Below are 13,782 nucleotides of genomic sequence, written 5' to 3' on the forward strand. Positions count from 1 at the left end.
TTTGGCAGGACGCTAGGTCGCGGAGGGACGGGCGGCAAGCGCCACTCCCGCTGGGCGGACAGCCGGACCCGCCCGCACGCGGAAAACTCCCGGCGAGCGGCGCTCACCGGGAGTTTCTCCGGGAAATTGTCAGGGGGTGCCCAGGTCCAGGGACTGGACCGACGAATTCACGCTGTCCAGTCTCCAGCCGCCTCCCGCGGGACCGCACCGCACCGTGGTGTCCCGGGTGTCCGAGACGTTGGTCGCGGTGTTGAACGGGGTGTTCGGGGTGGTGGCGAGGACATTGGTGTAGAGGAATTTGCCGTTGGTGTACACGCACTGGTGCAGATTCAGGAACCGGCGGGCGGCCAGATCCAGGGATTGCACCGCCGTGTTCGCCGCGTCGACCGTCCATCCGCTGACCGCCGGACCGCAGCCCACCGAGGAATCCGGCGTGTAGGAAAGATTCGTTCCGGTGGTGAACGGCGAATTGGGCGTGGTCGCCAGCAAGTTGGTGTACAGGAAATTGCCGTTGCTGTACACGCATTGATGCAGATTCAGGAACCGGCCGCGGACGCGGTCGAGGGGTTGCACCGCGGTGTTCGCCGCGTCGACCACCCAGCCGCTGGCCGCCGCACCGCAACGCGCCGCGTTGTCGCGCGGGTCCGCGATGTTCGTCCCGGTATTGAACGAAGTGTTGGGAGTGGTGGAAAGTTCATTCGTGTAAAGGAAACTGCCGTTGGTGTAGACGCATTGATGGAGGTTGACGTAACGGTCCGCCGCCGCCAGAGCGGGGGCGGCCGCGACCGCGAGCGGGCTCAGGCACACCACCGCCACGACCGCGGATCTCCATGACTTCAGGGCTTTTGTCACGTGCATGCTCATTCCTCCTGCTGCTTTGGCCGAGCCGCACCGTTCACCAGCGAAGACATCTCACGGTGGCGCAGAAAACGGCGGCCGTACAGCAGCCAGAGGGACGAATCGGCTCGTCCTTTTCGCGAAGAACGGTTCAGCGCGCGGGAATCGCCAGCCGCAGTCCGGCCAGCAGCCGATTCCGCAATTCCGCGGGATGCACGACGTCGTCGTAAGTCACGGTGCCCGCGAGCCGCCACGGCCCCGCTGCCTCGCCCTCGGCGAGCGCTTGGCTGGTCCCGGCGTCGGCTTTGGACGTCTCGGCGCCGACGCGCGCCGGCATGGCGCCGAGCGTCGCCCCGGGCAGCGCGAGGCTGAGGGTCTGCCGGTCGAAGGCGTTCTGGCCCATCACCGAACTGCCGAAACCGAACGCCTTGCGCATCGTCACGTGGAATTTCGGCACTTCCGCGCGGTGCTGGGCAAGGAACAGCCGCGCACCGGCACGCAGCACGCCCGCGCGTTCCTGGTCCCGGCCGCCGAGCAGGCCCGGGTTGTCCGCGAGCATCAGCAGCGGCACGCCGAATCCCGTGACGTGCTCGATGAACCGGGCGGCCTTGTCGGCTGCCGGCGTGTCGATCGCTCCGGCGCGCACCGCAGGCTGGTTCGCCACGACGCCGATGACGTGTCCGCCCAGCCTGCCCAGCCCGGTCAGCATCGACGCGGCGTGGTCATGGCCCAGCTCGAACCAGTTTTCGCGATCAAGCAGTTCCTCGATCACTGGCCGCACGTCGTAGGGCACGCGGTCGTTCGGCGGGATCAAGTCCAGGAGCGAGTCCGTCCGGCGTTCTTGCTCGGCGGCTAAGGCGGACGGCGGGATCAGGCTCAAGTAGCGGCGGACTTGCCCGATCGCCTCGGGAAGGTCGGCGGCGACGAGGTCGACAAGTCCACTGTGGACCGCATGGACCTCGGCTCCGCCCAGTTCCTCTTTGGACACGTCCTCGCCCAGGGCCGCGCGCACGAGCGGCGGACCGGCGGAGAACAGCTGCCCGCTCCCCCGCACCAACACCACGAGGTTCGCGAGCGCGGCGGTGAGCGCGCTGTGCCCGGCCGACGGCCCGGCGACCACCGCGACGACCGGCACTTTCCCAGACAGATCAGCCAGCGCTTGGAGATCGTTCGGGGCCGGACGGTGCGGGTGCAGGCTGTTCGACGGCCGATGCCCGGCACCTTCCAGGAACATCAGCAGCGGCACGCGTTCCTGTCCCGCGAGCCGGGCGAGACGTTCCCGTTTGGACGCCGCGGCAACGCCGATCGACCCGCCAGCAACGGAAAAGTCCTCCGCACCGACCAGCACCGGCTTCCCGTCGACGCTGCCGCTTCCGGCGACGAAGCCGTCCGCAGGCAACTCTCCGCCGAGCAAGCCGATCTCAGCGAAGCTGCCGGGGTCGAGCAACGCCGCGATCCGGTCACGCGCGTTGGGGCCGCCGAGCCGGGCGAGACGTTCTTCGCCGCCCATCGCCTGTGCGGCCGAGCGACGGGCGGCCAGGTCGGCGAGCAGCGGCTCCCACTGCTCGCGGTTCACTCCCATCGCACCAGCCGCCGGACCACCTTCCCGGTCGCGTTGCGCGGCAACGGGTCCCGGGTCAGGAACCAGGCCGCAGGGACCTTGTACCGGGCAAGCCGGCCAGCGAGATAGCCGCGCAGGGTGTCAGCGTCCACTTCGGACTCGCCACGCAACACGACCTTCGCGGCGACGATCTGGCCATAGTCCGGATCCGGCAGCCCGGCCACGATGCATTCGGCGACGCTGGGGTGTCCGGCGAGCTGTTCTTCCACCTCCGCCGGGTAGATGTTCTCCGCCCCGCGCAGGATCAGGTCGCTGCGCCTGCTCAGCACGGTCAGCGCACCGTCGCGCAGCTGGCCGAGGTCGCCGGTCCGGAACCAGCCGTCCTCGGTGAACGCGGCCTCGGTCGCGGCCGGATCGTTGAAGTAGCCGAGCATCACCTGCGGGCCGCGAAGGTGGATTTCGCCGTCCGTGCCGTCCGGGACCGGGCGGCCTTCGGTGTCGCGGATCTGCACTTCCATGTTCGGGACGGGACGGCCCGCGGTGTCCGGGTCGGCGAGGAGTTCGGCCGGAGTCGCGAGGGTGGCGGCGGTGGACGATTCGGTGAGGCCGTAGTTGGTGCTCAGCGAGGCCCCCGCCCCGGGCAGCGCCTCCCGCAGCTGGTCTTTCAGCTCGGCGGTCGACGGCGCGCTGCTGACCGAGACCGTCTTGAGCGTGCTGAGGTCGTAGCCGGAAAGATCGGCTTCGACCAGGCGCGACAGCATCGTCGGGACCGCGCCCCAGTTGGTGATCCGCTCGGTTTGCACGAGGTCCAGCACCCGGTGGATGTCGAATTTCCCCTGGTGCAGCACGGCGGTGTCGCCGACCGCGAGCCGCACGACGGCGAGGTTGTGCAGGGCGGCGATGTGGAACAGCGGCGTGGCCAGCAGGAACCGGCGATCCTTCGCCGGACGGCCGAATTCCGCCGCGAGCGCGTCGTTGAACAGGTGGAACCAGACCGCGGCGAGCACGTTGCGGTGCGAATGCGTCGCGCCCTTCGGATGCCCGGAAGTGCCGCTGGTGAAGAGGATGACGGCCGGGTCGTCCTCGTCGACCGGCTCCGGCTTCAGGTCGACGCCTTCGTGGCGGCCGAGGAGTTCCCGGTACTGCGGGCTGCCGAACTCCAGCACCGGATACCCGTCCGCGACCAGCGGTTTCCGGGCCGCGTCGGTCAGCACGACCTTCGGCGTGGTCAGGTCGAGTCCGTGCGCGACCTCCGGCGCGGCCCACATCGAGTTCATCCCGACCGCGATCGCGCCGAGCGACACCGCCGCCCAGAATCCGACAATCCACTCCGGACAGTTCGCCGCGCACAACGCGACCCGGTCCCCGCGCCCGACCCCGTATTCGGTCCGGAGCACCGCGGCCAGCGCGGCGACCTCGTCGTAGTGCTGGGAAAAAGTGAGCCGACTGTCCACAGTGACCAGATACTCGCGGTCGCCGAACTCGCGGGAGGCCGCCAGCAATTCGGTCAAGCTCCGATGCCGCCGCGCGAACACCTTCGCCGGACGGCCCGCGACCGGTTCCGACCGGATCTCGAACTCCGCGCCCGGCGCGGTCAGCCGCGCGATGATGTCGTCCCGATCGGTCATCGGTCGCCTCCCGTAGTGATCAGTGTCGGTCAACGGATCGTCAGCTGCCCGCCGTCGACGTTCCAGCACTGCCCGGTCACCCAGCCCGCCTCCGCGCTGGCCAGGAACACCGCGGCCGCCGCGATGTCGGCCGGTTCGCCGGCCCGGCGCAACGGCACCTGCGCGCGAACGTACTCGGCCCACGAATCCAGGTCCACGTCGTCCAGCCTGCTCGTGCCGACGACGCCGGGGCACAGCGCGTTCACCCGGATCCCGTGTTCGCCCAGCTCCTTGGCCGTCGAAGAAGTCAACGACTGCAGCGCGGCTTTGGACGCGGAATAGGCCGCCGATCCGGCCCCGGACAGCTTCCCGCCGATCGAGGAGATGTTCACGAACACCCCGCCGTCGCCCTGCTCGACCAGCCGCCTGCCGAACGCGCGGGTCATCAGGAACGGCCCGCGCAGGTTGACCTCGATGACCCGGTCCCAGGTCTCGACGTCAAGGTCCAGCACCGGCACGCGATCCGGTCCGCGCGCGGCCGCGGCGTTGTTGACGACGATGTCCACGCGGCCGAACGCTTCGAGGACTGTCTCCAACAAGCGGTCGACCTGCACCGGGTCAGCGACATCGCTCACCACCGGCAGCGCCTGGCCGCCGAGCTGACGGATCTCGTCGGCCACGGACTGGATGTCCTGCCAACCGGCCGCTTGCTCTTCCGCCGGGAATCGGCTGGGTGCGCGGCCGCTGCCGGTCACCACGACCGCGCACCCCGCCCGCGCCAGTTCGACCGCGATCGACCGGCCGATCGACCGCATCCGGCCCGCACCGGTCACCACCGCGACCTTGCCGTCGAAACCGCTCAGCCGATACATCTCAGAGCCGCTCCACGATCGCCGCGGTCGCCTGTGCCCCGCCGGCGCAGATCGCCACCAGACCCAGCGTTCGGTCCCGGCGTTCCAGCTCGTCCACGATCTCCGCCAGCAGCCGGATCCCGGTCGCGCCGACCGGATGGCCGATCGCGATGGCGCCGCCGTTGACGTTCAGCCGGTCCTCGTCGACGCCGAGCGTGCGGGCAAACGACAGCGGAACCGACGCGAACGCTTCGTTGACCTCGAACAGATCGATGTCCGCGACGGCCATCCCGGCCCGGCCCAGCACGCGTTCGGCGGCGCGGATCGGTCCATCGAGCAGGTACTTCGGCTCGGCGCCGACGATGGTCTGCGCGACCAGCCTGGCGCGCGGGCGCAGTCCGAAGGTCTGGTCGGCGTCGACCAGCAGCGCAGCCGACGCGCCGTCGGAGATCTGGGATGCCGTGCCTGCGGTGTGCAGGCCTTCTTCCTTGATGGGGGCGAGTCCGGCGAGGGCTTCGGTGCTGGTGTCGCGCAGGCCCTGGTCACGGTCGAACAGGCCGTCGTCGAGCTGAACCGGCAGGATCGACCGGCCGAATCGGCCCTCGACCCAGGCGCGGCGGGCGCGTTGCTGCGAGCGGAGGCCGAACGCGTCCAGATCCGCGCGAGTGAGCCCGCGACGTGCGGCGATCCGGTCGGCGGCCTCGTACTGGGCGGGCAGATCGACCTTCCAGGACTCCGGACGCGGACGGCCGGCGTCGCCGAGGTTGCTCAGCAGCGGCACCCGGCTCATCGACTCGACCCCGCACGCCATGCCGACGTCCACCAGCCCGGCCGCGATCTGCGCGGCGATCAGGTGCACGGCCTGTTGCGCGGACCCGCATTGCGCGTCGATCGTGGTGGTCGCGGTCTCGTCCGGGAGTCCGGCGTGCAGCCAGGCGAAGCGGCCGACGTTGTTGGACTGCTCCCCGGCCTGCGTGACGCAGCCGGCGACGACATCGGTGACCAGCGCGGGGTCGATGCCGGCGCGTTCGATGATTCCGCGCTGCACGTGGCCGAGGAGTTCGACCGCGTGGATGCCGGACAGTGCGCCGCGGCGCTTTCCGAACGGGGTCCGGATCGCGTCCACGATGACCGGAGTGCCCATCACGCACCTCCTGAAGTCGTGCGGGCCCAGGCATCGGTGAGGACTGCCGCGTCGTCGCGTTCGGGGCAGGTCACGCGCAGGGCCAGTTCATTTTCTTGTTGCCAGACCGAAATTCTCAATGTCTCGCCAGGAATCACCGGGCCGGCGAAGCGTGCTCCCAGTTCGCGGAGCCGCGCGGGGCGGCCGTCGAGGAGGTGGTCCACGACGGCTTTGGCGACCAGGCCGTAGGACGCGAGTCCGTGCAGGATCGGCGCATCGAAGCCTGCTGCGGCGGCGAACTCCGGGTCTGCGTGGAGCGGGTTGAGGTCCCCATTCAACCGGTAGAGCAGTGCCTGGTCGTCGGTGGTAACGACGTCTAACACGTGCGTCGGGTCGCCTTCCGGCTTCTTCGGCCCAGGCGCGGTGCCTGGGTCTCCCCCGAAACCGCCCTCGCCGCGCGCCCAGATGGACATTGTGGACGTCCATAGTGGACCATCAGCGTCCGCAACCTCGTGGACCAGCACGATGACCGCGGCCTTGCCCTTGTCCTGGACTTCGGCGATCCGCGTGGTTCGCTCCGCCGAGCCAGCCGCCGGCAATCGGTCGCGGTGGAGCGTGACGACCTGTCCGGCGTGCAGCAGTCTCCTGAGATCGACGTCTACGCCGGGCAGCGTCAGACCCTCCGCCGGACTGTCTCCGGCGGAAATGCCTTGTCCGGCAACGAGGGCGAAGGTCGGGAGGACTTCCAGATCTCGTTCATAGCTGTACCGGAGCGAGCTGCCGGAGCCCAGAGAAAGGTGGTACAGCAGCACGTCCCTCGTGGTCCAGGCGAGCTGCTGGGTGCGGGGCGGGGCGTTGAGCGCCTTGTCAAGGTCGATGGGCACGGGAGTCTCCTAGGCCGGGGCGCCGATCGGGGGTGCCGACGGGAGCCGCTCCCCGAGTTCGGCGGCGAGTGCGTCGGCGCTGCCGAGAGTGAAGGCGACCTGGCGTCCCCAAAGGAAGTAGCGGTGGATCGGATAGTCGACGTCCGCGCCGATGCCGCCGTGCAGGTGCTGGGTCGCGTGCACCACCCGCAGCCCCCCGCGCGACGCCCACCACTTGGCCACCAGTGCGGCGATTTCTGCCTCGTCCTCGCGGCCCTCGTCCAGCAACCAGGCCGCGCGCTGCGTGCAGACGCGGATCGCCTCGGTGTCGAGGTAGGCGTCGGCGGCCCGCACAGCGACAGCTTGATTTGTCGACAGTGGACGTCCGAATTGGACTCGCTCCGAGGTGTACTTCGCGGTGGTCTCCAACGCCTGAGCACACACGCCGACGCTGACCGCGGCCAGCGCAACCCGGAGCCTGCGGAGTGTCCACTGCAGAGCGTCGTCGCCGGAGACCAGGACGTCCTGTGCGGTAACCACTGCTTTGTCGAAGACGATCGACGCGTGGCTTTCGCGACTGGTGACTTCGACTGGGGTCACACTGAGGTTGACCGTCGGGACGAGTACTAAGTGGACCTGCTCGTCTTCCCGGACCGGCACCAGAACCAGGTCCGCCTCGGCGCCAGCGGGGACCGAGACCACTTCGCCGGTGAGTTCGAGTTCTTCGCCGCGCCGAGTCGCGGTCACCGAAACCGCGTCGTCGAACGCACCGACCAGCAGCGTCGAACCGTCCAGCACGCGCGGCAGGATCCGGTTCCGCTGATCCTCGGTGCCGAACCGCGAAACCGGCAACAGTCCGCCCACGATCACGTTCCACAACGGAACCGGTGCGACGTGCCGGCCCGCTTCTTCGAGCAGCACCGCCAAGCCGGACAGGCCCAACCCGGCCCCACCGTCCCTTTCGGACAGGCAGATCCCGAGGAGATCCGCTTCGGCGAGCACCCGCCAGAGATCGGCGTCGAAGCCGCCCTGCTTCTCGACGGCCACCACCCGGTCGACCGTCGCACGGTCGGCGAAGATCTTGGCGGCCAGCGCGCGGACCGCGCCCAGGTCGTCGTTGAGGTCGAAATCCATGTCAGCTCCTGGCCTTTTCCGGACGACGGCGTGCGGACAGCGTCATGCCGAGGGTTTTCGCGGCGACGATCTCGCGCAGCACCTCGTTGGTGCCGCCGCCGAAGGTGTTGTTCTGCGCGCGCCGGGCAAGCGTCTCGACGCGCCCGTTCACCGCTGCCCCGGGCGAATCGGGCCGCAGCAGGCCGCGAGCGCCGAGAACTTCCTGAAGCCTGCTGTACGCGGTCACCACCGCTTCGGTGCCGAACACCTTGGCAGCAGCGGAATCCCCGCCGCCAAGGGTGCCCGCGGCGACGTCCGCGACCAGGCGCAGGTTGATCAGGTCAGTGGCGCTGAGCAGCGCGTAGACCTCGGCCAGCGTGTGCCGGACCCACGGCAGGTCGTACACCGTTCCCGGTCCGAACGGCTCCTCCTGCGCCCACTTGAGCACCGCGTCGTACATCTGGTTCGCGATGCCGCCGCGCGCGGCGAGAGCGACGCGCTCGTGGTTGAGCTGGCTGGTGATGAGCCGCCAGCCGTTGTTCAGCTCGCCGACCACATTGGACAGTGGAATTCGGACGTCCTCATAGTACGTCGCCGACGTGCTGATCCCGCCCACCGTATGGATTTCGGTGGCGGAGAAACCAGGCGTGTCAGTCGGCACGAGCACGACGGAGATGCCGCGGTGCGGGGGCGCGTCCGGATCGGTCCGCACGGCCAGCCAGATCCAGTCGGCGAAGATTCCCGCGCTGGTGAAGATCTTGTTGCCGTTGATGACGAGCGAGTCGCCGTCGATCTTCGCCCGCGTCTGCAGCGACGCCAGGTCGGTGCCGGCGCCGGGTTCGGTGTAGCCGATCGCGAACATCAGCTCGCCGCGCAGGATCGGCGGCAGGAAGAACTTCTTCTGCTCCTCGGTGCCGTGATGCATCAACGCCGGCGCGACCGTGTTCAACGTGACCAGCGACAGCGGGGCGCCGGCGCGCAATACCTCGTCGTAGAACACGAAAAGCGCTTCCGGATCCTCGCCGCGGCCGCCGTATTCCTCCGGCCAGCCGAGGCCGAGCCAGCCGTCCGCGCCCATCCGGCGCAGGATCCGGTCGAACACCGGACCGCCCTCGGTCTGCTCGACCAGCGCGCGGCGGTCGTCCTCGTCGATGATGCGGGCGAAGTACTCGCGCAACTGCGCGCGGAGCCTTCGCGAGCGCTCCGACAGCTCCGGATGCATGCGTTTTCTCCTAGTAGTCGGGGTCAGCGGGGCAAGCCGAGGACGCGTTGAGCAATGAGATTGAGCTGAATTTCCACCGTCCCGCCGCCGAACAGCACGGCGGGCAGGCCGAGATGGTCGAGGACGTGCCCGTCCTCCGCGCTGGCCGAACCGGGGCCGAGCAGGGCGATCACCTCGCGCGAACCCTCCTGCTGGGCGAGCGCGCTGAACACCTTCTGCACGCTGACCTCGGCCCCGAGGTCCAGCCCGGCGAGCCGCGCCAGCACGCTGCGGAGGCCGAGCGTGGCGAGCGTGAGTTCCCGCGACACGCACCGGCCGAGCGCGGACAGCGCGTCGGGATCGTCTGGATTGTTACGGAGCAACTGGCGGATCCGGTCCGACGAACCGTGCGCGAGCGTCGCGCCCATGTTGTGCCGCTCGTTGGCCAGCGTGGTCGTCGCGAGCCGCCAGCCGCTGTTCGGCTCGCCGACGAGGTCGCGGTCCGGGACGAACACGTCGTCCAGGAAGACCTCGTTGAACTCCGCGCGTCCGGTGGCCTGCCTGATCGGCCGGACCGTGACGCCTTCCGCGGCCAGGTCGACGAGAAAATACGAGATTCCCCGGTGCCGCGGCGCGTCCGGGTCCGTCCGGGCGAGACAGACGCCCCAGTGCGCATCGCGGGCGAGCGACGTCCAGACCTTCTGGCCGGAGATCCGCCAGCCACCGTCCACTTTGGTCGCCCGGGTGGTGAGCGAGGCGAGGTCCGAGCCCGCGCCCGGTTCGCTGAACAGCTGACACCAGCGGATCTCACCGCGCAGAGTCGGCAGGACGAACCGGTCGCGTTGCTCCGTGGAGCCGTGCACGAGCAGAGTCGGCAGCACCCATTCGCCGATCACCGTGGTGGGCTGAGGAATTCCGCGCCGCTCGAACTCCTCGGCGATGACGGCTTGCTCAAGCGGTCCGGCATCCAGTCCGTACGGCTTCGGGTAGTGCGGCGCGGCGAGCCCGGCGTCGGCGAGCACGCGAGCGGACGGCTCGGCCTGGTCGAGGACGGACGCGATCTGGCGGCGCAGTTCGAGGCAGTCTTGGGGGCCGGCGAGGGTCAGGTCGCGGGTCGTGGCCTGGGCGCGTTCGCCGAGGGTGCGGGCGGCTGATCGGCCGAGGGATCCAGACAGCGCGACGGCGCGTCGCCAGTAGAGGTGTGCGTCGTGTTCCCAGGTGAAGCCGATCGCGCCGAGGAGGCGGACGCAGCTGACGGACGCGTCCACGGCGGCGGGAAGCGCGGCATGCCGAGCCTGCGCGGCGGCAAGTGCTTGCTGCGCAACAGAATGCTGCTCGGCGCGAGCCGCATCCCACGCGGCGGCGGTAGCGATCTCGCGCTGCAGGAGGATGCCCGCCGCTTGATGCTGCACGGCTTGGAACGAGCCGATCGGACGGCCGAACTGGACGCGGGTGCGGACGTGGTCAACGGCGCAGTCCAGAGCCCAGCTGCACAGCCCCGCCGCCTCCGCCGCCGCCGGGACCGCGAGGGCCAGCTCGGCGCGTTCCGGCTGGATCTCCATGAGGTTGTCCGGAGATACCAGGAAGTTCTCCAGGGTGAGCCGGGCCGCGGATCTGGTCAGATCAACGGCTTCGACCGGGACCAGCTGGCCGGGCTCTGGTCGCAGCACGAACCAGATCTCTTGCGCGCGGACGACCGCGATCTCCGCGTCCGCGAGTCCGACCGCCGGACTGCTGGTGCCCTTGATCCGCCAACCGTCGGCGGTACTGACAGCGCTGAGGCCGTCGAGCACGACAGCTCCAGTCGCCCCGGCGGCGAACGCGGCAAGCTCTTCCGTCGGCCCGGCCGCGGCGAGGACGGCGCTGGCGGTGACGGTCGGCAGGAACGGGCCGGGCACCAGGTGGCGGCCGAACTGCTCGGCCACCACGGCGAGTTCGAGCAGCCCAGCACCTTGGCCGCCGACGGATTCCGGCAGGTGCAAGGAGTGCCAGCCTTGTTCGGTGAGGGCCTTCCAGAAGTCCGGCCGCCCGGATTCGGCCAGGCCGCCGTCCGCCTCGGTCTGGGGTTTCCCAGCATCCGGCTGGCCGCCTAATCCGGCACGAGTCTCGGCGATCGGCGCATGCCGCATGGCCCACCCGGCGGCGGAGGCGGCCAGGTCGCGGTGTTCCTCGGACAGGGCAATCGGCATGGCTCAGATCCGTTCGACGAGCACGCAACTGGTGGCGGCCGCGGCGCAGATCGCGATCATCGCGAGACTGGCGTCGCGGCGTTCGAGTTCCTCGACGGCCGTCGCGAGGAGGCGGATGCCGGTCGCACCCGCCGGGTGGCCGAGCGCGATCGCGCCGCCGAGGACGTTGAGCTTGTCCTCCGGGATGTCGTGCGCCTGTGCGAAGGACAGCGGGACGGCGGCGAACGCCTCGTTGACCTCGAAAAGGTCGATGTCGCCGATCGTCAGGCCGGTGCGGTCGAGGAGTTTCCGCGCCGCCGTGACCGGTCCGTCGAGGAGGTACTCCAGGTCGCCTCCGATGACGCACTGGGCGAGCAGCCGCGCTCGCGGGCGGAGGCCCAGTTCGTCGGCGCGGCTCCGGGTCATGAAGAGCGCGGCGCTCGCGCCGTCGGAGACTTGGGACGAGGTGCCCGCGGTGTGCAGGCCGTCCGGGACGGTGGTGCGGAGTCCGGCGAGCGCTTCGGTCGAGGTTTCACGGAGTCCCTGATCGCGGGCGACCGGTTCTCCGTCCGGCAGTTCCAGCGGGAGGACTTGCCGGTCGAAAAGCCCGGCGTCCCAAGCTTTTCGCGCGTTGTGCTGGGAGCGGAGGCCGAACGCGTCGAGGTCCGCCCGGGTCAGTCCGCGCTTCCGGGCGATGCGGTCCGCCGCGGTGTACTGGTCGGGGGTGGTGAGATGCCAGTCGGCCGGCCTCGGCGTACCAGCGCCTGTCCCCTGCTTCGGGGTGAGCGGCACGCGGGACATCAGCTCGACGCCGCATGCGACACCCGCGTCGGCTGTCCCGTTCGCGATCTGCCCGGTGAGCAGGAAGGACGCCTGCATCGACGTGCTGCACTGGGCATCGATGGTGGTGGCACCGGTCGCGGTCGGGAGCCCGCCATAGAGCCAGGCGGTGCGGACGACGTGGCCGTACTGTTCGCCCAGCGGCGTGACGCAGCCGCCGATCACCTGGTCGACCGCGTGCGGGTCGAGTCCGGTGCGATCGAGGACGCCCCGCTGGACGCGGCTGAGCAACTGGACGGCGTGCAGGGCGGAAACCCAGCCGTCGCGTTTGCCGAACGGCGTGCGGACCGCGTCGACGAGGACTGGCGTCGTGTCTTTCAAGCCCGGATCTCCTTCTCGCGGGGAAGGCAGGACCGGCCCCTGGTCGTCGAGGTAATCGAGCAAGCGTTTGGTTGGAGGTTAGCTTCGGCCCGGTGGGCGGGACAAGCGCGCGTACTGGTGAGCGGGAGTCGCCAGCCCGCGTGCAACCTCGGAGAGTTGCCGCCAGCCTGAGGCACTCCTCCCCCGGCACGAGCCGCCGATGCCACTCACCGGGAGCAGCCACCCGTCACCCGGCCTGCCCTCGGCACCATTGCGTTATCCCTTACCGGCATTGGAGGCCCCGTGTCCCACCCCAGCACCGCCCTGTCCGGCCGCACCGCCGTCGTCACCGGAGCCGGTGCCGGGCTCGGCCGGGCCGAAGCGCTCGCGCTCGCCGCGGAGGGGGCGAATGTCGTGGTCAACGATGTGAGCGACGCCGGGGACAAGGTCGTCGCCGAGATCGAGGCGCGGGGCGGCCGGGCGCTGGCCGTTCCGGGCGACATCGGTGACTGGCAGTACGCCGAAGACCTCGTCACGGCGGCGACTGAGCACTTCGGCTCGCTCGACATCGTCGTCAACAACGCCGGCATCACCCGCGACGCGATGCTCTTCAACCTCGACGAGAAGGACTGGGACGACGTCATCCGGGTCCACCTCAAGGGCCACGCGGCACTGTCCCGCGCGGCCGCGCGGCACTGGCGGCAGCTCAGCAAAAACACTGGTGAGCCCACCTATGGCCGCCTGATCAACACGTCGTCGGAGGCTTTTCTCCTCGGCGGCGCGGGGCAGCCGAACTATGCGGCGGCGAAGGCGGGGATCGCGGCGTTGACGCTGTCGTGTGCGCGAGGGTTAAGCCGCTACGGCGTCCGCGCGAACGCGATCTGCCCGCGCGCCCGGACCGCGATGACCGACGGGATCTTCACCGCCGGACGCAGCGCGGGAGAGTTGGACATCCTCGCGCCGGAGCGAGTGGCGGCGTTTGTCGCGTACCTCGGCTCCCCGGCCGCGGAGGCGGTGAACGGGCAGGTGTTCGTGGTGTACGGAGACATGGTCGCGCTCCTCGCCCCGCCGACGGTCGAGCATCGGTTCGTGTCCGGGCAGGGCGCGTTCGACCCGGCTGAACTGGAGCGGACTGTCACGCCGTACTTCGCTGGTCGCGACCCGCGGAAAACGTTTGCGGCCAGCGACATCGTGGGGCTCGACGACACCGAGACAACCGCTTAGCCAAGGCCTCGTGAGTGGCGGGGCCCCGTAGAACCCCCGCCCCCCCCGCCCCCACACCACACCCACCCCCCCCCACACCCCCACCCACGCCCCC

11 protein-coding genes are annotated in these 13,782 nt (G+C 69.9%); 1 reads left to right on the top strand and 10 read right to left on the bottom strand.

Annotated features, from left to right (window positions below):
• Positions 1-129 precede the first annotated feature (129 nt).
• From ACFXI3_RS27935 to ACFXI3_RS27980, 10 genes are all read right to left on the bottom strand, one after another.
• The gene (locus tag ACFXI3_RS27935; protein WP_378403415.1) at positions 130-864 is read right to left on the bottom strand and encodes a hypothetical protein; all 735 of its coding nucleotides are present in this window, start codon (positions 862-864) and stop codon (positions 130-132) included.
• Between the two features lie 124 nt (positions 865-988).
• Positions 989-2,419, bottom strand: coding sequence for an acyl-CoA carboxylase subunit beta (locus tag ACFXI3_RS27940; RefSeq protein ID WP_378403417.1), 1,431 nt, complete (start codon positions 2,417-2,419; stop codon positions 989-991).
• A complete protein-coding gene (locus tag ACFXI3_RS27945; RefSeq protein ID WP_378403419.1) occupies positions 2,410-4,026 on the bottom strand; it encodes a class I adenylate-forming enzyme family protein in 1,617 nt (538 codons plus the stop codon). Before ACFXI3_RS27945 ends, ACFXI3_RS27940 begins: the two co-directional genes overlap by 10 nt.
• A gap of 29 nt (positions 4,027-4,055) precedes the next feature.
• Complete coding sequence (locus ACFXI3_RS27950) at positions 4,056-4,877, bottom strand: SDR family NAD(P)-dependent oxidoreductase (RefSeq protein ID WP_378403421.1); 822 nt, start codon at positions 4,875-4,877, stop codon at positions 4,056-4,058.
• Between the two features lies 1 nt (position 4,878).
• On the bottom strand, positions 4,879-6,000 hold the full coding sequence (locus ACFXI3_RS27955) for a steroid 3-ketoacyl-CoA thiolase (protein WP_378403422.1): 1,122 nt from the start codon (positions 5,998-6,000) through the stop codon (positions 4,879-4,881).
• Positions 6,000-6,863, bottom strand: a complete 864-nt coding sequence (locus tag ACFXI3_RS27960; RefSeq protein ID WP_378403424.1) for a MaoC/PaaZ C-terminal domain-containing protein — start codon at positions 6,861-6,863, stop codon at positions 6,000-6,002. The genes ACFXI3_RS27955 and ACFXI3_RS27960 overlap by 1 nt, the downstream gene beginning before the upstream one ends.
• A 9-nt stretch (positions 6,864-6,872) precedes the next feature.
• On the bottom strand, positions 6,873-7,976 hold the full coding sequence (locus ACFXI3_RS27965) for an acyl-CoA dehydrogenase family protein (protein WP_378403426.1): 1,104 nt from the start codon (positions 7,974-7,976) through the stop codon (positions 6,873-6,875).
• 1 nt (position 7,977) lies between these two features.
• Positions 7,978-9,177 (bottom strand): acyl-CoA dehydrogenase family protein, encoded by a 1,200-nt coding sequence (locus ACFXI3_RS27970; RefSeq protein WP_344286284.1) that lies wholly within the window; start codon positions 9,175-9,177, stop codon positions 7,978-7,980.
• A gap of 23 nt (positions 9,178-9,200) precedes the next feature.
• On the bottom strand, positions 9,201-11,345 hold the full coding sequence (locus tag ACFXI3_RS27975; RefSeq protein ID WP_378403429.1) for an acyl-CoA dehydrogenase family protein: 2,145 nt from the start codon (positions 11,343-11,345) through the stop codon (positions 9,201-9,203).
• Positions 11,346-11,348: 3 nt separating this feature from the next.
• Positions 11,349-12,485, bottom strand: coding sequence for a steroid 3-ketoacyl-CoA thiolase (locus ACFXI3_RS27980; RefSeq protein ID WP_378403431.1), 1,137 nt, complete (start codon positions 12,483-12,485; stop codon positions 11,349-11,351).
• A gap of 282 nt (positions 12,486-12,767) precedes the next feature.
• Here ACFXI3_RS27980 and ACFXI3_RS27985 point away from each other — a divergent pair, with 282 nt between their 5' ends.
• Positions 12,768-13,688: a 3-oxoacyl-ACP reductase gene (locus ACFXI3_RS27985; RefSeq protein ID WP_344286281.1), complete on the top strand. Its 921-nt coding sequence runs from the start codon at positions 12,768-12,770 to the stop codon at positions 13,686-13,688.
• The last annotated feature ends 94 nt before the right edge of the window (positions 13,689-13,782 follow it).

Source organism: Amycolatopsis sp. NPDC059235 (assembly GCF_042754125.1).
In the GTDB taxonomy this organism is placed as follows: domain Bacteria; phylum Actinomycetota; class Actinomycetes; order Mycobacteriales; family Pseudonocardiaceae; genus Amycolatopsis; species Amycolatopsis albidoflava.

What these genes read in the sequence shown, in the direction of transcription:
- ACFXI3_RS27935 (WP_378403415.1), bottom strand. Translation starts at nt 864, where the DNA reads ATGAGCATGCACGTGACAAAAGCCCTGAAGTCATGGAGATCCGCGGTC.
- ACFXI3_RS27940 (WP_378403417.1), bottom strand. Translation starts at nt 2,419, where the DNA reads ATGGGAGTGAACCGCGAGCAGTGGGAGCCGCTGCTCGCCGACCTGGCC.
- ACFXI3_RS27945 (WP_378403419.1), bottom strand. Translation starts at nt 4,026, where the DNA reads ATGACCGATCGGGACGACATCATCGCGCGGCTGACCGCGCCGGGCGCG.
- ACFXI3_RS27950 (WP_378403421.1), bottom strand. Translation starts at nt 4,877, where the DNA reads ATGTATCGGCTGAGCGGTTTCGACGGCAAGGTCGCGGTGGTGACCGGT.
- ACFXI3_RS27955 (WP_378403422.1), bottom strand. Translation starts at nt 6,000, where the DNA reads ATGGGCACTCCGGTCATCGTGGACGCGATCCGGACCCCGTTCGGAAAG.
- ACFXI3_RS27965 (WP_378403426.1), bottom strand. Translation starts at nt 7,976, where the DNA reads ATGGATTTCGACCTCAACGACGACCTGGGCGCGGTCCGCGCGCTGGCC.
- ACFXI3_RS27970 (WP_344286284.1), bottom strand. Translation starts at nt 9,177, where the DNA reads ATGCATCCGGAGCTGTCGGAGCGCTCGCGAAGGCTCCGCGCGCAGTTG.
- ACFXI3_RS27975 (WP_378403429.1), bottom strand. Translation starts at nt 11,345, where the DNA reads ATGCCGATTGCCCTGTCCGAGGAACACCGCGACCTGGCCGCCTCCGCC.